The 21,059-nt window shown below is 69.3% G+C and carries 14 protein-coding genes; 2 read left to right on the top strand and 12 right to left on the bottom strand.

All coding sequences use genetic code 11. The annotated features are described in order from the left end of the window. Positions 1 to 11: 11 nt before the first annotated feature. Both ACUTAG_RS04065 and ACUTAG_RS04060 read right to left on the bottom strand, forming a co-directional pair. A complete protein-coding gene (locus ACUTAG_RS04065; RefSeq protein WP_054448430.1) occupies positions 12 to 3,188 on the bottom strand; it encodes an efflux RND transporter permease subunit in 3,177 nt (1,058 codons plus the stop codon). Next, positions 3,185 to 4,426: an efflux RND transporter periplasmic adaptor subunit gene (locus tag ACUTAG_RS04060; RefSeq protein ID WP_054448429.1), complete on the bottom strand. Its 1,242-nt coding sequence runs from the start codon at positions 4,424 to 4,426 to the stop codon at positions 3,185 to 3,187. The genes ACUTAG_RS04065 and ACUTAG_RS04060 overlap by 4 nt, the downstream gene beginning before the upstream one ends. A 247-nt stretch (positions 4,427 to 4,673) precedes the next feature. On the opposite strand from ACUTAG_RS04060, the gene ACUTAG_RS04055 reads away from it, so the two are divergent. Beyond that, entirely contained in the window at positions 4,674 to 7,058 is a 2,385-nt protein-coding gene (locus ACUTAG_RS04055) for a catalase (protein WP_172999674.1), read from the top strand. Positions 7,059 to 7,098: 40 nt separating this feature from the next. Here ACUTAG_RS04055 and ACUTAG_RS04050 read toward each other — a convergent pair whose 3' ends face one another. The 3 genes from ACUTAG_RS04050 to ACUTAG_RS04040 form a co-directional block, all read right to left on the bottom strand. Then, positions 7,099 to 8,022 carry a SphA family protein gene (locus ACUTAG_RS04050; RefSeq protein ID WP_020928673.1) on the bottom strand — a complete coding sequence of 308 codons (924 nt, stop codon included), beginning with the start codon at positions 8,020 to 8,022 and terminating at the stop codon, positions 7,099 to 7,101. A gap of 83 nt (positions 8,023 to 8,105) precedes the next feature. Then, complete coding sequence (locus ACUTAG_RS04045) at positions 8,106 to 9,263, bottom strand: FAD-dependent oxidoreductase (RefSeq protein ID WP_148318587.1); 1,158 nt, start codon at positions 9,261 to 9,263, stop codon at positions 8,106 to 8,108. 70 nt (positions 9,264 to 9,333) lie between these two features. After that, positions 9,334 to 10,326, bottom strand: coding sequence for a DODA-type extradiol aromatic ring-opening family dioxygenase (locus tag ACUTAG_RS04040; protein WP_218911316.1), 993 nt, complete (start codon positions 10,324 to 10,326; stop codon positions 9,334 to 9,336). Between the two features lie 248 nt (positions 10,327 to 10,574). On the opposite strand from ACUTAG_RS04040, the gene ACUTAG_RS04035 reads away from it, so the two are divergent. Then, positions 10,575 to 11,702: a helix-turn-helix transcriptional regulator gene (locus tag ACUTAG_RS04035; protein WP_006384207.1), complete on the top strand. Its 1,128-nt coding sequence runs from the start codon at positions 10,575 to 10,577 to the stop codon at positions 11,700 to 11,702. Positions 11,703 to 11,747: 45 nt separating this feature from the next. Here the strand turns inward: ACUTAG_RS04035 and ACUTAG_RS04030 are convergent, their stop codons facing one another. From ACUTAG_RS04030 to ACUTAG_RS04000, 7 genes are all read right to left on the bottom strand, one after another. Continuing rightward, a complete protein-coding gene (locus ACUTAG_RS04030; protein WP_148318589.1) occupies positions 11,748 to 12,632 on the bottom strand; it encodes an alpha/beta hydrolase in 885 nt (294 codons plus the stop codon). Between the two features lie 216 nt (positions 12,633 to 12,848). After that, on the bottom strand, positions 12,849 to 13,958 hold the full coding sequence (locus tag ACUTAG_RS04025; RefSeq protein WP_148318591.1) for an acyltransferase family protein: 1,110 nt from the start codon (positions 13,956 to 13,958) through the stop codon (positions 12,849 to 12,851). Between the two features lie 17 nt (positions 13,959 to 13,975). After that, positions 13,976 to 14,803 carry a class D beta-lactamase OXA-114g gene (locus ACUTAG_RS04020; RefSeq protein WP_063861000.1) on the bottom strand — a complete coding sequence of 276 codons (828 nt, stop codon included), beginning with the start codon at positions 14,801 to 14,803 and terminating at the stop codon, positions 13,976 to 13,978. A 38-nt stretch (positions 14,804 to 14,841) separates the two neighbouring features. After that, positions 14,842 to 16,545, bottom strand: coding sequence for a M56 family metallopeptidase (locus ACUTAG_RS04015; protein ID WP_058664886.1), 1,704 nt, complete (start codon positions 16,543 to 16,545; stop codon positions 14,842 to 14,844). Beyond that, positions 16,542 to 16,931 carry a BlaI/MecI/CopY family transcriptional regulator gene (locus ACUTAG_RS04010; RefSeq protein ID WP_054445551.1) on the bottom strand — a complete coding sequence of 130 codons (390 nt, stop codon included), beginning with the start codon at positions 16,929 to 16,931 and terminating at the stop codon, positions 16,542 to 16,544. Before ACUTAG_RS04010 ends, ACUTAG_RS04015 begins: the two co-directional genes overlap by 4 nt. A gap of 81 nt (positions 16,932 to 17,012) precedes the next feature. Then, positions 17,013 to 19,718 carry an autotransporter family protein gene (locus ACUTAG_RS04005; protein WP_058664885.1) on the bottom strand — a complete coding sequence of 902 codons (2,706 nt, stop codon included), beginning with the start codon at positions 19,716 to 19,718 and terminating at the stop codon, positions 17,013 to 17,015. 73 nt (positions 19,719 to 19,791) lie between these two features. Beyond that, positions 19,792 to 21,006: a GGDEF domain-containing protein gene (locus tag ACUTAG_RS04000; protein ID WP_227739977.1), complete on the bottom strand. Its 1,215-nt coding sequence runs from the start codon at positions 21,004 to 21,006 to the stop codon at positions 19,792 to 19,794. Positions 21,007 to 21,059: the final 53 nt, after the last annotated feature.

Genomic DNA, 21,059 nt, shown 5'->3' with positions numbered 1-21,059 from the left:
CGTCCAGGCGATCACGCGTGCAGGTCGCCGGCGCCGGCGCGCGCCCGCGAAGGCGCGCGCCGCAGCGCCAGCTTGCGCACGACGACATAGAAAACGGGCGTCAGCAGCAGGCCGAACAGCGTCACGCCCAGCATGCCGGCGAACACCGCGATGCCCATGGCATGACGCATTTCGGCGCCGGCGCCGCTGGCGAGCACCAGCGGCACCACGCCGGCAATGAAGGCGAACGAGGTCATCAGGATCGGCCGCAGCCGCAACCGCGCGGCTTCCAGCACCGCGGCCAGCGGATCGGCGCCTTCGTCTTCCTTGGCGCGGGCGAACTCGACGATCAGGATGGCATTCTTGGCCGCCAGGCCGACCAGCACCACGAAGCCGATCTGCGTGAAGATATTGTTGTCGCCGCCCGACAGCCAGACGCCGCCGATGGCCGAGAGCAGGGCCATCGGCGCGATCAGCAGCACTGCGAACGGCAGCGACCAGCTGTTGTACTGGGCCGCCAGGATCAGGAAGGCCAGCAGCACCGCCAGCGGAAAGATGTACAGCGCCGAATTGCCCGCCTGCTTTTCCTGATAGACCAGATCGGTCCATTCGTACACCATGCCGTCGGGCAGTGTCTCGCGCACGATCTGCTCGATCGCATCGGTGGCCTGGCCCGAGGAATAGCCCGGCGCCGGCCCGCCGCTGATATCCGCCGACGGGAAGCCGTTGTAGTGGATGACCCGGTCCGGACCGGAACCGCGCGTCAGCGTGACGAAGGCGCTCAGCGGAATCATGTGACCGTCGGCGTTGCGCACCTTGAGCAGGCCGATGTCCTCGGCCTGCATGCGAAATGGCGCATCGGCCTGCGCCATGACGCGATAGGTGCGGCCGAAACGGTTGAAGTCATTGACGTAGAGCGATCCCAGGTTGATCTGCAGGGTTTCGAACACGTCGGTCAGCGATACTCCCAGGGATTTGGCCTTGACCCGGTCTACGTCCACCTGCAGCTGCGGCGCGTTGGTCTGGAAGCTGGCGAGCATGTTCGCCAGCTCGGGCGCCTGCATGGCGCGGGCCATGATCTGGCCCTGTGCCTGGGCCAGCGCCTCGAACCCGAGCGCGGCCCGGTCCTCGATCTGCAGCTTGAATCCGCCCATGGCGCCAAGCCCCGGCACCGGCGGTGGCGGGAATATGCCGACAAAGCCGTCCGGGATCTGGCTGAACTTGCCCATCAGCTTGCCGGCGATGGCGTTGGCCGACAGCGCGGTGTCCTTGCGTTCGTCGAACGGCTTGAGCATGGCGAACATCAGCGCCGAGTTCGGCACGTTCACCGGGCCATTGACGGACAGGCCGGGAAAGGCCACCACGCTTTCCACGCCCGGCTCCGCCAGCGCGATCTCCGACATCTGCTTGACCACCGCTTCGGTCCGGTCGAGCGAGGCGCCGCTGGGCAATTGCGCGATGCCGACCAGGAAATACTTGTCCTGGGCCGGCACGAAGCCGTTGGGAACCTGGTTAAAGCCCAGCCAGGTCAGCCCGGTGAAGCCGGCATACAGCAGCAGCACGATGGCACTGCCGCGCACCGCGCGGCGCACCGCCACCACGTAGGCCTGCGAGGCCTGGTCGAAGAAGCGGTTGAAGCGGCGGAAGAAGCCGCCGAGCGCGCGGTCGATGACGCGGGTCAGCCAATCGGCCCGCGCCGCCTCATGGTGCGGGCGCAGCAGCATGGCGGCAAGCGCTGGCGACAACGTCAGCGAGTTGATGGCGGACAGGACCGTCGAGATGGCGATGGTCAGGGCGAACTGCCTGTAGAACTCGCCCTGCAGGCCCGACAGGAATGCCGACGGAATGAAGACCGCGGCGAGCACGGAGGTGATGGCCAGGATCGGCCCGGTCACCTCGTCCATGGCCTTGCGCGCGGCGTCGATGGGCCGTTCGCCCAGCGCCATGTGGCGTTCCACGTTCTCGACCACCACGATCGCGTCGTCCACCACGATGCCTATGGAAAGCACCAGCCCGAACAACGACAGGGTGTTCAGCGAGAAACCGAACATGTGCATCACGGCAAAGGTGCCCACCAGGGACACGGGCACCGCCACCAGGGGAATGATGGAGGCGCGCCAGGTCTGCAGGAACAGCACCACCACGATCACCACCAGGATGACGGCCTCCAACAGCGTGACCGCCACCGACTGCAGTGAGGCCCGCACGAACACCGTCGGGTCGTAGGCGATCCGGTACGAGATGTCTTGCGGGAAACCTTGCTGCAGCGTTTCCATCTTGGCGCGCACGGCGTTGGAAACGTCGATGGCGTTGGCGCCGGGGCTCTGGATGATCTGCAGGGCGGGCGCCGATTCGCCGTCGATCAGGCTGCGCAGCGTGTAGGCGTCGGCGCCCAGCGAGACGCGGGCGATGTCGCGCAGGCGCGTCACCTGGCCATCGGCGCCGGTTTTGACGACGATGTCGCCAAACTGCTCCTCGCTGGCCAACCGTCCCAAAGTGTTGACCGTCACCTGGAAGGCGGCGGACGTATCCGGCTGCTGCCCGACCGAGCCGGCCGCCACCTGCACGTTCTGTTCGCGCAGCGCGGCGACCACGTCGGTGGCGGTCAGGCCGCGGGTGGCCACCCGCGACGGGTCGAGCCATACGCGCATGGAGTATTCGCCGGCCCCCCACACCAGCACGTCGCCCACGCCGGGCAGCCGCGCCAGTTCGTCGCGTACCTGGCGGATGGCGAAGTTGGACAGGTAGAGCGAGTCATATCGCTTTTGCGGCGAGACGATGTGCACCACCATCAGCACGTCAGGCGAGGTCTTCTGCGTGACGACGCCGATCCGCTGGACTTCCTCGGGCAGCCGCGGCAGCGCGCGCGATACCCGGTTCTGCACCTGGATCTGCGCCATGTCGGGGTCCGTGCCCTGCTTGAACGCGATGGTCAGCACCATGCGGCCGTCCGTGGCCATCTGGGAGTTCATGTACAGCATGCCCTCGACCCCGTTGATCACCTGTTCCAGCGGCGCGGCCACGGTATCGGCGATGACCTCGGGATTGGCGCCGGGATAGCTGGCGGTGACCTGGACCGTGGGCGGCGTGACGGCCGGATATTCGCTCAGCGGCAACTGCCAGAACGCAATGGCGCCGGCCAGCAGCATCAGCAAGGACAGCACGATCGCGAAGATGGGCCGCGCGATGAAGAAATGAGGGAACTTCATTGGCCTTTCTCCGTCGCGGCGGCCGCATCACCGGCGGCCGCGGCTGCCTGGCGCTTGGCCTCGGGCGCCGCCGCGGCGGCGGGTTCCATGGGGACCAGGCGCGGCGTGACGGCCATGCCGGGCCGCACCAGCCCCTTGATGATGATCCGTTCGCCAGCCCGCAGTCCGGACCGGATGACCCGCAATCCGTCCACCATCCGGCCCAGTTCGACGGGACGGTATCCGGCCAGGTTGTCGGCGCCCACGACCAGCACGTAGTTTTTCCCCTGGTCGGTGCCCACCGCCTGCTCGTTCACCAGGACGGTCTCACGCGGTTCGCCGGTGGCCAGCCTGGCGCGGGCGAACAGGCCGGGGGCCAGCTGGCCATCCGGGTTGGGGAGGACAGCGCGGACGCGGATGGTGCCGGTGCCACGGTCCATCTGGTTGCCGACGAAATCGAGGCGGCCCCGATAGGGAAAGCCCCTGTCGGTGACCAGCCCCACGTCGACGGGCAGGGCGCTTGCTTCCCGCACGTCGGGGCGCGCCTGCCGCACCGCGTTGAGATAGGTCGCTTCGTCAACGTCGAAGTAGACGTGCATGGGATCGATCGACACGATGGTGGTCAGCAGTGTGGCCCCGCCCGCCGTGCCGCCGCTGACCAGGTTGCCCTCGGTCACCATGACCCGGTCGACGCGCCCGGCAATCGGCGCGGTGATGCGCGCGTACGACAGGTCGAGCCGCGCCGCCGCGACCGCTGCCTTGGCGACCTGCACCTGTGCCAGCCGGGCGCGCCGCGTCGATGCAGCCTCGTCGTGGACCTTGCGCGAGACCGCGCCCGTGGACACCAGGCGCTCGGCGCGATCGAAGTCCGTCTGCGCCTGGTCGGCCAGCGCCTGCGCCTGACGCAGCTGCGCCAGCGCGGTATCCAGGGCAACCTGGAACGGGCGCGGATCGATCTGGAACAGCGGTTGCCCCTGGCGCACCAGGCTGCCCTCCGGCACGCTGACCGCGTCCACCGTGCCGCCCACGCGCGAGCGCAGTTCCACCGTCCGGGGCGCGGCCAGGAAACCGGTGAATTCCGCCGAAGGCGCAATCACCCGCGTGATCACCTCGGCCACCGGGACGCTCGGTCCCGCTGGCGCCGGCGCGGACGTGTCCGCCTTGCCTTCCTGTTGTGGCGTTTCGCCGGTGGCGTAGGCCAGGCCCGCTGCCATTGCGATGGCGCTCGCCACCACGGAAATTCTGGATATTCGACGCATGCATCTACCCCTGTCCATACCGCAGGGCTTCGGCCCCTCCGAAACATCTCTGCGGAAATTCCGGGCAAGGCTAGGCGTTGCCATGGCGGGAAGGTCAAGTCGCGCGCGAAAAAACACCGCGGCCGCCGCGGGCACGGCGCTTGCTGGTCCGGGCCGATTGCCCTCGGACTGGCGCCGGCCAGCCGATGCACGCGAACCGATGCAGGCAAACCGATGCCCGTGAACTGATACACCCAAGGAGATTGCCATGCCAGGCAGGAAATCCAGCAAGGCCCGGACGCAGGGCGCCGTCGACACCGCGTTCAACAATACGGACAGCGGACCCGCCGCGCCGCCCGCCCCGGATACCGGCTCTCCCGCCATGAAACGCGCGGCCGCCGTCGCGGCGACGGCGCAGGCGCAGCCGCAGCATGCCAACAAGGCGGACGAGTACGGCGAGGCGGGCGCGCGTTGTCCTTACCGGGGCGCCCAGGTTGCGCCGCCGGATGACTCGGTGGGGGCCAGTTCCCTGTCCGAACGCGAACGCAACGCCAAGACCGGCGAGCCGGCCGAGGCGGGCGTGAATGCGGTCGATGGGCAGCTTGGCCGGGTGCGGGCCGATGGGCAGGGCCAGGCGCTGACGACGAACCAGGGCGTGGCCGTGAGCGACAACCAGCATTCGCTCAAGGCCGGGTTGCGCGGCCCGGCGCTGCTCAAGGATTTCATCCTGCGTGAAAAGATTACGCACTTCGACCACGAGCGCATTCCGGAACGCATCGTCCACGCGCGCGGCTCGGCGGCCCACGGCTACTTCGAATGCTATGAGCCGCTGACGGACCTGACGCGGGCCTCGCTGTTCGCCGAGCAGGGCAAGCGCACGCCGGTCTTCGTGCGCTTTTCCACCGTCGCCGGCGAACGCGGGTCGAAGGACACCGCGCGCGACGTGCGCGGTTTCGCGGTCAAGTTCTATACGGACGAGGGCAACTGGGACCTGGTGGGCAACAATATGCCGGTTTTCTTCATCCAGGACGCGATGAAGTTCCCCGATCTGGTGCATGCCGTCAAGCCGGAGCCGCATCATGGCATGCCGCAGGCCGCCTCCGCGCACGATACCTTCTGGGATTTCGTGTCGCTGATGCCCGAATCGACCCACATGCTGATGTGGCTGATGTCCGATCGCGCCATCCCGCGCAGCTATCGCATGATGCAGGGCTTTGGCGTGCATACCTTTCGCTTCGTCAACGCCCGGGGCGAGTCGCGGTTGGTGAAATTCCATTGGAATCCTCTGCAGGGCACGCATTCCCAGGTATGGGACGAAGCCGTGAAAGTGTCCGGCGCCGATCCGGACTTCCATCGGCGCGATCTGTGGGAAGCGATCGACGCGGGCCACGGGCCGCAATGGGAATTGGGGGTGCAGGTATTCACGGAAGAAGAGGCCGAGCGCTTCAGCTTCGACGTGCTCGACGCGACCAAGATCGTGCCCGAGGAACTGGTGCCGGTGCGGCCCATCGGCCGCATGGTGCTGGACCGCAATCCCGACAATTTCTTCGCGGAGACCGAGCAGGTGGCATTCTGCGCCGCGCACGTGGTGCCGGGCGTCGACTTCACCAACGATCCCCTGCTGGCCGGGCGCATCCATTCCTACGTCGATACGCAGATCTCGCGGCTGGGCGGACCCAACTTCCACGAGATCCCGATCAACGCGCCGCTGGCGCCGGTGCACAACAATCAGCGCGACGGCATGCACCGGCAGGCGGTCCACCGCGGCCGGGTGGCCTATGAACCCAATTCCCTGGCCGGCGGCTGTCCGTTCCAGGCCGGGATGGAAGGGTATGTGTCGTTTCCCGAGCCGGTTGGCGGAGACGAACTGCGCGGCCATCCCGAAAAGTTCGCCGAACACTACAACCAGGCCAGCCTGTTCTACCACAGCCAGGTGGATTGGGAGCGCCGGCACCTGGCCAGCGCCTTCGCCTTCGAACTGAGTAAGGTGACCGTGGCCGCGGTGCGGCAACGCATGGTGGCCTCGCTGCGCAACGTGTCCGATGAGCTGGCGCAGTCGGTCGCGGACAGGCTGGGCATGGCGCTGCCCGAGCCGATGCCCCGGGCAGTGCGGCAGGTGCCGCGCCCGGAAGTGGAGCAGTCGCCATCATTGTCGCTGACCGCCCGCCCGGGCCAGGCAGGCGTGGCGACGCGCAAGATCGCCATCCTGGTCGCCGAGGGCGTGGACGGCGCCGCGGTCTCGGCGGTGGCGCAAGCCTTGATCCAGGCCGGCGCGGTGGTGCGCCTGGTGGGGCAGCGCATCGGCCCCGTGGCCACGGCCGAAGGCGATGCGCTCGACGCGGATGCCTCGCTGGACAACCAGCCCTCCGCCGTGTTCGATGGGGCCGTGGTGCCGGGCGGCGGCATGGCCGTCGACCGTTGGCGGCAGGATGGACGCGCATTGGAATTCGTCCGCGACACCTATCGCCACGGCAAGACGTTGCTGGCGATGGGCGAGGGCGCCGACTTGCTGGAGGCTGCCGGCATCGATCCGGCCTGGCGGGACGACGGGCTGGTCGTGGACCCGGCGCCGGCCCAGGCCGCGACGCTGTTCATCGATTCGCTGGCGCGGCACCGGCATCCGGAGCGCGAGACTTCTCCTCCGCGCGTGTGACGGCAGGCATGGCGGCACGGCGCCCCCGCCGTGCGCCGTTTCAGAAGCTGGCGGCCAGGCGCAGCGCCGCCGTGTAGCCCTCGGCCCGGTTGCGCGCGCCGAATTCCTTGTAGATATGGAACCACACGGGCGGCAGGCCCGGCTGGTAGAAGCTCACCGCGGGGCCGAGCGCCATCACCCGCGAGCGATTGCCGCCTTGCAGGCCCGGCGCGTCGTCATCGCTGAATTGTCGGCTGTAGTAACCGCCGACGCCGAGAGTCCAGGGGCCGGCGTGCTGGCCCAGTGCGAACTCATGCCGGTATTCGATGCCGTTGCGGTAGCGGGTCGCGCGGTTGCGGGTGCTGATGTCGACCTCGAAGCTGGACGACACCTCGAATCCGCCTTCCGTGAGATAAGTGAAGTTGAATATGGGGGAAAAGGCCCAGTGGTTCAGGCCGGGGTTCACCAGCCGCTTGCGGTCGTAGTCGCCGGTGGGGGCGAGCACCTGGAACTGCGCATTGAAATGCAGCCGGGGCGAGGCGTCCCATTGCAGGATCAGGGGCAGCAGCAGCGTGTCGGCGATGCGGAACGTTTCGCCCTTGAGCCGCAGCGGACCGCCCGGCGTGGGCACGTCGAAGGCCGCGCTCATGCGGAAGAAGGGCTGCACCACGCCGAAACCGTAGCTGGCGCCGAACAGCCTGGTCTGCGTCATGCGCAGGTAGGCGGCGCTGACGGTATGCACGCGCAGCGAGAAATCGTTGTCCAGCTTCGTGCCGTATTGGTCCTTCTGCACCGACGCCGTGTTGTACGAAGTGCGGAACGACAGTGTGCCGAACGGTGTGGCGGGCGGCGACATGCCGGCGCCGAAATCATAGAAGCCGTTGACGGTGGTGGGTATGCCGTTTTCGGTGGCGCTGGCGACGCCGGGCGCCGTCATGCAAAGCAGCGCGCAGGCGGCCGCCCGCCAGGCATGGCGATGTCTCATGTTCTTCCCCTTGGATATTGGCATCGTCCGACGCGCGTGGCGCCGGCGTTTTGTGTTGTCGGCCGGCCTGCGTGGCCGCGCGTCTAGCGCGCGCTGGCCGGGCGCCAGTCGGTGGCGGCGATCGGCGCCGAACCGGATGCCGCCGTGATCCTGGACAGCACCCAGGGTTCGCTGAACACGCCCCGGACGATGCGCGCGCGCGCCTCGTTCGGGATGTTCGCCAGCTCGCCCCACAGACAGGCCCAGCGCTGGCATTCGTCCGTCAGCGGCCGGGTCGCGGCTTCCCAGGCGCCGAGCGCTTCGGGAACGTCGCGCGGATCGCGCACGTTGGCCATGTGGGCCGCCAACGCGAGACCGTTCTGCATGGCCATGCCGCCGCCCTGGCCCAGGTTGGGTGGTTGCGCATGGGCGGCATCGCCGAGGATGCAGGCGCGGCCGGCGGACCAGCGCTTGCTGTGCACGATCGTGTAGACGTTCCACAGCACTTGGGAGCGGTCGATGCGGTCCAGCAGGAACGACCAGTCCGGGAAGCTCTCGCTCCAGCACGGCAGCACGCGGGTGTCGCGCGCCTGGTCGTCGTCCTCCCGGCAGGTCAGCGCCAGGTAGATTTCCTCCGTGTTGATCGGCGTGATGAGCAGTCGGCGCGTGCCGTTCCAGATCTCGATACAGCGTCCGCGCGCCGATGGCGGCAGCTCCTGCTGGGTGGCGCCGACGATGCTGCGCAAGGCGCCTTCCTGCGCGCGCTGACGGTGCAGTTCGAGTCCCAGCGCGCGCCGCACCGGCGAGGCGATGCCGTCGCAACCGATGGCCAGGTCGGCGTGGGCGCGGTCGCCGTTGGCGAACACCAACGTGCCGTCGGCCTCGGCCGCCACCACTTCCGCGCCGGTGATGATGCGCGCGCCGGCGTCGCGCGCGGCGGCCTCCAGGCCCGCGAGCAGGTCGCTGCGCGCCACCGCCAGCACGCGCAGGCCCGGCGGCAACAGCGCGGGGACCAGCACCTGGCCCGTATGGTCGCGTTGTTCGATGCCTTCGGCCGGGAAGGCGTTGCGCATGGCGCGCTCGTAGGCGCCGATCTCGGACAGCACGGCCAGGCCGTTGGACCACAGGTATATGCCCGAGCCCGCGACGCGCAGTCCGGGCCGGCTTTCGTACACGGTGACGCGCCAGCCGCGCCGGCCCAGCGCCGCCGCGGTGGCCAGGCCGCCGATACCGCCGCCACTGATAATGGCTTCCAGTGTCATGTCAATTCCTTTTGCGCCGGCCGTGTCGCCAGCGGCATGTTGAGAGATTGCCGGGGGCGGGCGTGGCGGTTCAGGGCCGGGCCAGGCTCCTGGCGTAGCTGAGCAGCCCCACGCCGCCCATCCATTCCTGGACCGCCTCGTACATGACGATGTCCGCCGGCGCGTCGCGCATCGCGCCCATCAGCGCCGCCCACATGAGCATTTCGGCGCCCCCGGGTCCGGCGTCCTCGCGCACTTGCGCGTGGCGCAGCGCCAGCAGCGCCGCGCTGTCGCCGTCGGCCAGCCAGCGCAGCACCTGCCGGTCCCAGCCGACGTTGACCAGGTTCCGGCCGGAAGCGGCCATTTCGGCTTCACGCTGCAGGATCGCCAACGGCAGGTCCGGGTCTTGCGCGAACGCCGCCATGCCCTGGATCTGCCAGCGCAGCACGCGTTCCATGAGCGGATCGCCGGGGTGTTCCTCGTCCACCGTGATGGGCGGCCAATGGGACAGCCCGCCGCTGGCCATCAGTGCGATGCGCTCGCCGCGGCCCGCCAGCGCCTTGCGCACGGCCGCGCCCAGCGCGTGCGCCCGCCGCCAGGTGGGCAGCGGCGGCGCGAAACAGTTGATGAAGATCGGCACCACGGGAATGTCCGCGTCCGGCCACAGGTACTTGCGCGGCATGAGCACGTTGTGGACAAGTTCGGCCGATTCGCTACGGAACAGTTCGAACCCGTCATCCACCACGGACTGGTATATGGCTCGCGCCACGGCGGGGTGGCCTGGAATGGGCGCGCGCGGCATGCCCAGCCATGCCTCGGTGGCCAGCGTCGGGCCCCAGTGCGTGTCGCCCAGCGCGATGGCCATGCCCGGCATCGCGTGCAGCGTGTACATGTCGAAGTGATCGTTGACGAACGCCACGATCACGTCGGGGCGCGCCGCCGAGATCTGGCGCCTCACGGTCGCGAAGCCGTCCATCATGCGTTGCATCTGGTCGGCGGGCGGCTTGTCGGTCTGGCCGCCCAGTCCCGGCGTGTGGGTCATCGCGAACGCGGCCACGATCGGCGTATTCTGTTCTGGTGACATCGGTGGTCCTTGCTGTGCGTTGCCGCCGCGTCCCGCGGCGGGTAAGAGACGTGTCCGCCGCGCCGCCTGCTCCTCCTCAGGCGGCGCGGCTGGATGGACACGGTTCGGAGTATGGGCAGCGCGCCGGGGCCGGTCATCTCTCAAATTGCAGATGGCCGGGCCCGCCCGCGTTGCTGGCAAACCCCAGTTGCGCGGGGCCTGGAGTTGGCGGACGATTGGCGGCTTTCGGGTCGTTCGGTGCTCCGTCCATGGCCGTCAACGCGGTGTCTGATGCCTTTCTTCTCGATCTCTACGCGTGTTGCGCGGACGCGGGCCGGTGGACGCCGGTGCTGGACCGGCTATGCGGTGAAGTCGGCACCCTGTCCGCCGTGGTGCAGTGCATCGAACTCGATGGCGCGCGGGCGGTTCCCTATTGGGCCGCCTACGATTCGCGCATCGACATGGCCGCGTACCGCAGCGAGGTGTCGGACGCCAGCAACCCGCGGTTCGATTCCTGGCGCTTGCGCCGCGTGGCCTCGCGGCCCGGCCGCATCGCCACCGACCACGAATTGTTCCTGCCTGGGGAGACGGCCATCCGCGATCGGTTGCACGCGCAACTGCGCCGTGCCGGACTGGGACGATTCATGGGAGCGATGGCGCCGCTGGGGGGCAACCGCTATGCTGCCCTGGTGCTGCATCGCGACCCGCGCGATGACCTGGATTTTTCGCCGCGCCACAAGGAGCGCCTGCGCAGGCTGATGCCGCATCTGCTGCAAGCGGCGGGACTGGCCCAGGCGGCGGCCGCCAGCCGCTGCGCGTCGACGCTGGTCGAGCACTATCTCGGCGCCTGGCCCCGCGCCCTGGCGCTGAGCGACGGGCGCGGCCGCGTATGGTGGGCCAATCGGCAGGCCCGGGCGCTGGACCATAGGTCGGTCGTCAGTCTGCGCGGCCAGCAGTTCAGTGCGCCGCCGTCGGCGCAGACGGCGCTGGTGGACGCCTTGTCCCACGCGTCGCAGACCAGCGAACCCGTTTTCCTGAAACTGACCGGCATACACGGAGCAATGCAGCTGGCGCTGCAGAGGCTGGATGGGCGCGGCGCGTCCGGGGAAGGGCTGGTGCTGGTTTCGTTCGTGGACGCGACGCAGCAGCACGGCCATTTTCCGATCGCCGCGCTGCGCGCGCTGTTCGGCCTGACGGAAGCGGAAGCGCGGCTGGCGAGCGCGCTGGTCGCGGGCAAGACGGTCGAGGCCTATGCGCGCGATCGCGGCGTGACGGTGGGAACGGCGCGTTATCAGTTGAACCAGGTGCTGGGCAAGGTCGGCGCGCGGCGCCAGGCGGATCTGGTCCGCCAGGTATTGTGCTCGGCCGCCGCGCTGGTGGTGCCAGGGCCCGACTGAATTCCGCCCGCGGACCACGGGATGCGGTCGGCGGGCGGGCCGCCATCACCCGGGGCGGCCGCTCAGCAGGAAGGCGCGCGCCCGCGCGATCCAGGGATGGCCATCGTCCACGCAGCGGCTGCTGGCGGTGAAATGATCGTGGCCGGCCAGCAGGTCGAGGGCAACGGGCACCCCCGCCGCCTGCAACCGCTGCCGCATGTCGACAGCTTCGGCCGCGAGACTGCCCAGATCGTGCTCGCCGGCGGCGATATAGAAGGGCGGCGCTTGCGGATGCGCGTGCGACACGGGACTGGCCGCCTCCACGTCGGCGTCATTGGGGATGAAGCGGCGGCGTATCGCCAGCGCCGCCGCGCCGAAAGGCTGGTCCGGGTCGCAGGTCAGGTCGTACAGGCCGCTGATTGGCAGCACGCCCTTCACGACGTCGCCGGGCAGGCCCCATTCGCCCAGCCAGCGGCGGTCCAGGGCGGCCAGGCTGGCTAGATGTGCGCCGGCCGAATGGCCTCCCAGGAACAAGCGGTCCGGATCGCCGCCGTAGCGGGCGACATTGCGCCAGGCCCAATGCACCGCCGCGGCCACATCGCGCACGGCGGCGGGGTAGACGTGGCCCGGGGCCACCCGGTATTCGACCGAAATGAACAAGGCCGGCGTGGCGCATATTGCCGGCGCCATGAAGCCCATCCATTCCTTGTAGCCGGTGGCGAAGGCGCCACCGTGCACGAACAGCAGGCTGGGCAGCGCGGCCGGGCATGCATGGGCGGGGGCATACAGGTCCAGGCGTTGGGCGGGATCCGAACCATGGGCGAGGTCGGGATGAAAGCGCAGATCCGGGCTGGCCGCGGCGCGGCGCGAGCGTTCCAGCACTGATTCGGCATAGGCCTGGCCGCCCGGCAGTCCGGCGGCGGGGCGAGGGGGCAGGGAATCGAAAGCCATGGTAGTCCTCCTGGTCAAGCATCCATGGCCCCACGGACGCGGCGGCGCTGCGCGTCATGGCGGGGCGGGTTAGCAGGGATCCTTGCGGCAGGAGGAGGCCGGCCACCGGCCAGCCTTGCGCTGGATGGTGGCCGTGCCGCGGGGCAAAGCGCGCAAATGATAGGCCGACAAGCGGGCCAGGGCAAGGTCCAGGAAGAAATGCCCGGTGTGGCGTCATCAGCGACCAGTGCGGTTGCCCCAAGTCCGCAGCCAGCGATTCAAGGGCGTGGAATAGACGCGCGCGATCCATATGCCCAGAAGGCACGAACCGATGAAGTAGCCCGGCAGCAGGGCGAGCCTGGCGTCGCCCGCCAGTTGCGCGGGCGGCAGCGCCGTGCGCAGCAGCCCCAGCACCAGCAGGTGCAGCAGGTAGATCTCGTAGCAGTCGCGGCCGCAGCGCATCAGCAGGCGCCGCGCCGGGCCGGGCGCCGAGGGGCTGGCCGCCGGCCCGCCGAGCAGCAGCAGGGCCGTTCCCACGGCGATGGCGCTGGCGCCAAGGATATTGCTCTGGCTGATCGGCCATGCCAGGTAGAGCGCGGCCATGGCGATCCCCACGAGCGCGCGGACCAGGGGGCGCCGCAGCGCCGGCCATGCGCGCCGCCGCGCCAGCGCCGCGGCGCAGCAGCCGATGGCGATCGCGTCGAAGCAGGCGGCATAGCCATACAGCCAGGCTTCGCCGGCGCCCTGATTGGCAAGACGGTAGAGCGGGCCGGCCGCGATCAGCAGCATGGCCAGCGCCAGCAGCAGCCAGGCGCGCCGCAACAGCACGCAGGCCAGCGGAAACAGCAGGTAGAAGGCCATTTCGACCGACAGCGACCACATCACGCCCAGGGGATAGTTGATCCATCCTTCCCGGATGACCAGCGCGTTCATCCAGGCCCCGAGCGCGGCGGCGTTGACGGTCCAGAGCGATACCGCGCTGTCGGCGCGGTTGCCGAACAGCGGCAGGCCGGTCAGGGCCAGCGCGTCGACCAGCAGCAGCGTCAGCACCAGCGTGGGCACGACCCGCGCCAGGCGCAGCAGCCAGAACGACGCCGGCCGGATGGCGTCCAGCCGGCCCCAGCGTTCGAGCGCGTTGCGGGTGATGAGAAATCCCGAGATGACGAAGAAGATCGTCACCGCGTAATTGCCGTTGCGCGCGACGGCGTGCAGCAGCGGCCAGCCCGGCGGGCCGCCCAGCGCCGTATCGCGCAGCGGATAGGCGATGTTGAAATGATGCAGCAGCACCAGCAGGATCGACAGGCCGCGCAGCGCGTCGATGCCGTCATCGCGCGTCGCGCCGTTCATGGCGGGGGCCGGCCGGATCACGGGCGCCACGCGCCGGCCATGGCCGGCCAGTCGCGCACCAGCTCGTCGCGGGCGCGCAGGCCGGCGTTGGGCTGGGTGGCGCGCTCGTCCTGCAGCAGGCGGGCGTACACCAGTTGGCGGCCATCCTTGCGAGCCCAGCCGACGAACCAGCCGTAGGCATTGGCCGCCGTGTAGACGCCGTTGCTGCCGGGCGACCCGGTGCCGGTCTTGCCATACAGGCGCCAGCCATCGGCCTGGCCCACCTCGAAGAGGTTGTCCGCCAGCTCATAGGCGGCGGCCTTGACCGGCAATTGCCGGTTCACCACCTTGCGCAGGAAAGCCAGTTGTTCCAGCGGCGAAATGCGCAGCGACGAGATGATCCACGCGCCGTCGGTGCCGTTGTGCCTGCCGGGCTCGCCGGAGACGTCCGCATTGCCGTAGCCGAACGCGCTGGTGTAGCGCTGGAAGCGGTCCTGTCCCAGCGCCTTGGCCGTCAGCTGTGAATACCAGACCACCGAATACTTGATCCAGCGCGCCGGATCGGTGGGCTGGCGCCAGGCGTCGCCGCCCCAGTCGGGATAGGCGGGCTGGTAGTTCCAGACCGGCTCGTGCGGGCCTTGCAGGATGCCGGCGTCGGCGCCCATCAGGGCGATGGCCAGCTTGAAGGTCGAGGCCGGCGTGTAGCGCTCGGCGCAGGCCTGCTGCGTGCCTTGCTGGAACAGGATGCGGCCGTCGGCGGCGTCGGCCACCACGGTGCACAGGACGGCGGCCTGGACGGGGCCGCCGCCCAGCGCGGACAGGGAAAGGGCTGCGCCAAGGGCGCACGAAAGGCGTCGAACGGTCATGGTCGATGAAGCGGGATGGGCAGGAAGGGGAAAAGGGTTCAGGCGTGGCCGGGGCGGCCATTGAGCAGGACCAGCGTCAGGTCGCGGTCGTCGATATGCAGGCGCATCGCCAGGCAGCGTCCCGCTTCGGTCGAGTTGCCGGTCTTGGACAGGCGCACGTCCCAGTCCCGGGCGCCGACCAGCGGATTGGTGTTGCGATAGCTGAGCCGGCTGCCGGCCGCCTCGACCGTATCGGCAAGCGTGGTCGTGTCGCGCGCGATCTGCGGATAGGCGGCCGCCGCATTAATGATCCGGCCGACGTCGGCGGCGCTGGCGCGATTGGCGTTCGACAGGCCGGTCGCCTCCCGCAGCGTGGTGTGTTCCAGGCGCAGCGCGGCGGCCTTGCGTTGCAATGCCTCGGCGAACGCCGTTTCGCCGCCCGGATAGGCGCGGGCCAGGGCATGCGCGGCGCGGTTGTCCGATGCCATCAGCGCCAGCTTGAGCAGGGTGTCCAGCGTCACGCTGGCGCCAACCGGCAGCGGCGACGCGGCGCCCGAGGCGGTGGCCAAGGCATCGCGCTCGTCGATCCGGATGCGCCGCGACAGGTCTGGCGAAGTGTCCAGGACCACCATCGCGGTCACCAGCTTGGTGAGCGAGGCGATCGGCACGGCGTCGTTCTCGGCGCGGCCGAACAGCGTCGCGCCCGAGCGGCTGTCCAGCACCAGCACATGGGAAGCGCCACTGGCCTCGATCAGTGCCTGGACCCCCGGCATGCGTGCCATCAGTCGTTGCGCCTCTTGCGCCGACAGCGGCTGCGCCGGCCCGGCCGCCAGCGCCGACCAGGCGCCGAATCCAGCCAAGGCGCACGACATCGCCAGCGCCGGCAAGGCCACGGCGCGCCGGGCCGCGAGCGTGTCGGGACGCGCCAGGCGGCGGATGCGGTCGAGCAGGTCGCCGTCGCGCGCGGCGGGCGCCACCGGCGCCGGTGACTCGGTGGCGGCGCGCGCCAGGGCGTGCAGGGCCCGCGCCAGCGGCATGGGGCTGCCGATCAGGGTGGCCGCCATCTGGTCGGCGATGCGCTCGCGCTCGATCCGCAGGCGCCGCGACAGCCACCAGATCGACGGGTGAAAGAACAACAGCACCTCGGCCGCATGCTGCAGCAGGTTGACCAGGTAATCATGGCGGCGCACGTGGGCCAGTTCATGCGCTAGCAACGCGGCCAGCAGGTCCGCCGGCATGCCGGTGACGAGCGAGGCCGGCACCAGGATCACAGGCTTGAGCCAACCAGCCGTTACCGGCGTGGACAGGTTGCGCACCACGCGCAGGCCGACCGCGCGCGACAGCCGCAGGCGGCCGGCCATCCCGGCCACGCGCGCCTGCCAGGCGGGATCGGCCCAGGGCTGGCTGGCGCGCAGCACGCCACGCAGCCAACCCAGCCCCAACAGCACCCGCAGGGCCGCGAGCGCGCTGCCGACCAGCCAGGCCGCCGCCAGCCACAACGGCCAGAGCGTGGCGGCCGCGCTGGAGGCCGGCGCGGCCATGGGGGCGGGCAGGGCGCGCCAGGCGAGCGCCACGTCGGTTGCGCCGATGCCCACGCCGGCCAGCAGCGCCGCGCCCAGCAGCGCGTAGCGCAGCCGTGCATCGTCGCGACGGGTCAGGCACAGCAGCGCCAGCGTCGCCGCGTGCAGGCACAGGATCTTCCAGGCCAGCGCGGGCAGGCTGGCGCCGAGCGTCCAGGCCATGGCGAAGGCGACGTCGCTCACAGCTTGTCGTCGCGCAGCAGGGCCTCGATCTCGGCCCGGTCTTTCCTGCTGACGTGGCCTTCGCGCAGGGCGGCCAGCACCAGGGCCTTGCCGGAGCCGGCGAAGGCCTTGCTGATCAGGTCCTTGACCAGGCCGCCCTGGGTCGCCTTCTGGCTCTGGGCGGCGGCATACACGTGCGAGCGCTCGGCTTCGTCGCGCGTCAGCAGGCCCTTGCCGTGCATGATCTGCATCAGCCGCAGCACGTTGGCGTAGGTGAGGCTGTCGCGCCCGGCCGCCATGGCCGCATGGACCTGCTTGACGGTGGCGGGTCCGGTGCGCCACAAGGTTTGCAGGATATCGAGCTCGGCGTTGGTGGGCTTGCCGCCCGCCAGGGATTTCGCGGTCATGAAGGGATGGGTCCTGCGCAGATATAGAAAAAATGTTCTATATCCGGCAGGATAGGCATTCTAGAAAATTTTGTCTAGATCCTAGAACATCATCCGGAAACCCACGGTGCCGGTGACGACGTAGCTGCCGGAGAAGTCCGCGTCCGCGTCGACCTGGCCATAGACGGCATACCGCTTGCTCCAGGCGTAGTCGGCGCCCACGCCGAGATTGCCCCAGGTGCGCGACATGCGGCTTACCACCGGCACATTCGCGACCTGGATCCGCGTGCCGTCCAGGAACTCGTGCTTCAGGTTGATCACGCCATAGACGTTGGACCGGCGGTCGCTCCCCGTCTCCTGGCCGTTGCTCCTGTAGTCCAGCGCGACGCCCAGGCGGCCTTGCAGGCTGTCGCCCTTGTCGCTTTCGACCCGCGCGCCGAACCTGTCGCTGAAGCGGTCAAAGCGCGTGGAGACATACGTCAGCTGCGCCTGCGGGACCAGGGCCAGGCCTTCGCGCAACCCGAACGCCTTGCCGGCTTCCAGGCCCAGTCCATAGCTTTGCGCCTTGCGGCCGTCCTTCAGCTTGCCCGCCAGGCGGGATTTCAGGTCGCTGTCGAACCAGGTCGCCTGCGCCTGGGCGTCGACATAGACGCCGTCGCTGCCATACCAGGTCAGCGTGGGCGTCAGGCCGTAGCGGGTGGTGTCGATGGAGCCGTTGCCGTACACCGACGACACCCGGGTGTCGGAGGTGCCGTAGTGCAGGGCCAGCCCGCCCACCAGGCGCGAACCGTCCTCTTGGCCGGCCAGCACGCGGTCGACCCCGATCTGCATCTTCCAGTCGTCGATGTCCTGGCGCTGGCCGGTGGTGGACACGGCGGGTTCGAGGCGGCTGGTCGAGCCTTCCATGCGAGCCCACACCCCGTTGCGCCCGGCGCCCTGCGGATCGTAGAGACGATCGCCGACCCGCTGGCGCAGCGTGGGCAGCTTGCTCAGTTGCATCAGGGTGTTGGCGTAGGCTTCATACACCGGCACGCCGGGCTGGTACAACGGGCGTTGTCCGGCGGCCGGCGAACCGCCGGCTTGCGGCGCGCCAGGGTCGGCCAGGGACGACCGCAGATACCAACTGCCGTCGCCCGAGTCCTGTTGCAGCGTGTAGCCATAGGCGCCGGCCACCAGCGCCGGGCGTCCGCCGATCACGTAGTCACCGTTGGCAAGGTTGAATTGCCCCGCGGAAAGGCCGTTGACCTGCACGACCTGGATGCCGCGCTGGGTCTGCGCGCCGGCGCCGCCGATGTTCGTCACCGTGACGGGCGTGGTGCCCGCGGTGGCGCCGGTGATCACCAGCTTGTCGGTCGGCGAGTCATCGCCGCCCAGCCGGGTGCGGACTTCCAGGTTGCCGCCCTGCGCGGCGTAGTCGCCGGCAATCGTCAGGGTGCCGAAGCCGCTGCGCGGGCCCGGCGCGATGGTGCCTTTGTTGGTCGTCGCGCCGACGCGCCCGGTCCCGGTCAGCCGCGCGCCGGCGAGCACGTCCACCGGTCCGCCGAGGACGCCATCGACCTGCAGCGTGCCGGCCCGCACCTGGGTGTTGCCGGTGAAGGCCGCGCTGTTGCCCGACAAGGTCAGCCTGCCGGCTCCCAGCTTGTTGAAGACGGACGTGCCCGAGAACGCGGTGCCCACGCCGACCTCGCGGCCGTTCGTGTCGAACCAGGCGCCGCCGGCTGCCACCGCCTGCGTGGCGAAGCCCTTGAGGAAATCGCCTTCGTCGCGGTTGGCGCGCAGGATGCCGCCATCCAGGTTGACGGTGACATTGCCCGCGCCCTTGATGACCGAACCGGTCTCGAGCACGCCACGACCGCTGGCGTCGCCTGTCAGGTTCAGCGTGCCGGTGGACGTGCCGTCAATGGCGACCCAGGTATCGCGGGCCGCGATGGCCAGCCCGCCTTTCGCCACGGTGAGCGCTCCCGTGCCAGCCCAGCCGACATTGATGCGGTCGGTGGCCGAGAGGGTCGAGATGTCGCCTGTCGTGCTCGATACGGTGACCGTGCCGACGCCCCCTGCGTTCTGGCCGATGTAGATCGATGCCGGGGCGCCGGGCGAGGTCGAGGCCTCGGTATGCACCGTGGCGCCATCCTGGACAAGCAGTTCCCCGGTGCCGTCGAAACCGACGTAGATGTTGTTGAACGGGTTCCAGGCCGATGCGCGGCCCGATACCGTAACGTTTCCTTCGCCGCCGGTGTTCCAGCCGATCATTCCCTGGCCGCTGTGCACGGCGCCGCCATTGTCGATCTGTAGAGTGCCTTTGCCCTCCGCACCGATAATGAAGGCGTTGGCCGCATTGAGATTCCAGGTCGATTTCGGCCCGGATACGATAGCCGTGCCGACGCTGCCGGCGCTGCTGCCAAGGGTGCCCGAGTAGCTTTGCGCCACGCCGCCGTCCAGAATCCGCAGTGTGCCGGTACTGCCTGGATCGGCGCCGATATACACGGGGTTGAGGCTGGTCCAGCTGGACGCCTTGCCGCTGCCGTCAACGCCCGTCACGGTCAGGGTGCCATCGCCGCCGTTGACATAGCCGATGAAGGCCCAATCGTTCCGCACAGACCCGCCATTGCTGATGGTCAGCGTGCCGGCGGCGGATTCTCCGACGGTCAGGTCTCCCCCTACCGTCCAGTCCGGCGAAACCAGTCCGGGCGTTACATCGCCGGTACCGGAGACGGACTGCGCGTTCGCGGGCTGCGCGAAGTTGGCCGCGGATGCGAGCAGGATTACCCACGTTGACAACACCGTACGATTGAAATTCTCTTCGACCACGACACATCCTCCCAGGTAGATTGCGCGCCGCACGCGAGCAATACGGCATCCGACACGGTTTTTTTATAGGTGTTTACCCACGCTGGACGGCGGCGCGGGCTTCAAAGTCATGCGTGCTGCTTTCTCCACTCGCCGCGTCCCGGAACGCGGCCAGGCCCGGTCCGGCGTCCGCCTGCGCGTGACCCGCAACCGTGCAATTGCGTCCGCGTCGCTTCGCCGCGTAGAGCAGGTCGTCCGCGCGCTGGAGCGCGCTGGTGAAAGACTCGCCGGCCTGCGCCAGCGTCACCCCCATGCTGGCCGTGAAACGCGAATCGGGAGCCTGCGGCGCCCAGCGCTGCGCGACGAAATCCTCGCGGATCTCCTCGGCGATCGCGGCGGCGCTTGCCAGATCCGCCACGGGCAGCAGCAGCAGGAATTCTTCTCCTCCCAGCCGGGCGGCATGAGCCTGGGCGTGCGTCCGAGGCCGCAGCAGGGCGCCGAATCGCGCCAGCACCATGTCGCCAAACGGGTGGCCGAACCGATCGTTGATGCGCTTGAAGTTGTCGATGTCGGCCATGATCAGCGCGGTCGGCGTCGGGCCATCCGATAGCGGGCGCGCGGAACTGGAAGCGAGCAGGTTGTCCAGGCCCTGCCGGTTCAGCAGGCCCGTCAGCGCGTCGGTATGGGCGTGGCGGCGGTATTTCTCTATGGCGTCGTAGCTTGTCGCGATGAACACCGCGAAGGTCAGCACGATGCTCCCGAGCAGCCCGGTGTACTGGATCAGGATGCCCCACACGGACGTGCGCCATTCTCCCGCCGCGAGCGCGGGCGTCGGCGCGGCGAGGTACAGGATGCACTGGCCCGTCAGCACCAGCGCGATGAAAAGGAAAGCGGCGGTGAGCACCCTGTCCGAGGTGGTTGCGGCGTGCCTGGCGAAGGACAGCGCGGCGCGCCAGGTCACCAGCGCGCAACAGGCCTGGACGAAGAACGTTTCCAGCTTCGCGCTGGCAAACAGCACCACCGAGACCACCACCATCGCCGTCGAGGCAAGCAGGATCGCAACGTCAAAGCAAGGCGGCGCCTGGCGGCCGCGCCGGCCCTGCAGCGCGCGACAGGCCAGGATGACACCGCCCAGGATGAAGGCATCCTCGACCACCTGTTTGTACGGCGCCAGCCCGGCGGCCTGCACCAGCATGATGGCGTAGCCCGCGCCCAGGCAAGCCAGGGCGCCGCCCCAGCGCAGCGTGTTGAAGCCGATGAAGCGCGCGGCGCAGAGGCCGGCTGCGCACATCAGGATCGCCGCGGGCACGGACCACTCGAGAAGGGTTGCGGGCATGGCAGGGATAGGTGAAACGAACCAGT

The organism is Achromobacter sp. CSND-B12 (genome assembly GCF_052906545.1).
Note: the sequence above shows the minus strand (reverse complement) of the source record. Positions and strands in the feature narration are given on the sequence as shown.

Coding starts and splice junctions, on each gene's coding strand:
- ACUTAG_RS04065 (WP_054448430.1), bottom strand. CDS start 3,188: ATGAAGTTCCCTCATTTCTTCATCGCGCGGCCCATCTTCGCGATCGTG.
- ACUTAG_RS04060 (WP_054448429.1), bottom strand. CDS start 4,426: ATGCGTCGAATATCCAGAATTTCCGTGGTGGCGAGCGCCATCGCAATG.
- ACUTAG_RS04055 (WP_172999674.1), top strand. CDS start 4,674: ATGCCAGGCAGGAAATCCAGCAAGGCCCGGACGCAGGGCGCCGTCGAC.
- ACUTAG_RS04050 (WP_020928673.1), bottom strand. CDS start 8,022: ATGAGACATCGCCATGCCTGGCGGGCGGCCGCCTGCGCGCTGCTTTGC.
- ACUTAG_RS04045 (WP_148318587.1), bottom strand. CDS start 9,263: ATGACACTGGAAGCCATTATCAGTGGCGGCGGTATCGGCGGCCTGGCC.
- ACUTAG_RS04040 (WP_218911316.1), bottom strand. CDS start 10,326: ATGTCACCAGAACAGAATACGCCGATCGTGGCCGCGTTCGCGATGACC.
- ACUTAG_RS04035 (WP_006384207.1), top strand. CDS start 10,575: ATGGCCGTCAACGCGGTGTCTGATGCCTTTCTTCTCGATCTCTACGCG.
- ACUTAG_RS04030 (WP_148318589.1), bottom strand. CDS start 12,632: ATGGCTTTCGATTCCCTGCCCCCTCGCCCCGCCGCCGGACTGCCGGGC.
- ACUTAG_RS04025 (WP_148318591.1), bottom strand. CDS start 13,958: ATGAACGGCGCGACGCGCGATGACGGCATCGACGCGCTGCGCGGCCTG.
- ACUTAG_RS04020 (WP_063861000.1), bottom strand. CDS start 14,803: ATGACCGTTCGACGCCTTTCGTGCGCCCTTGGCGCAGCCCTTTCCCTG.
- ACUTAG_RS04010 (WP_054445551.1), bottom strand. CDS start 16,931: ATGACCGCGAAATCCCTGGCGGGCGGCAAGCCCACCAACGCCGAGCTC.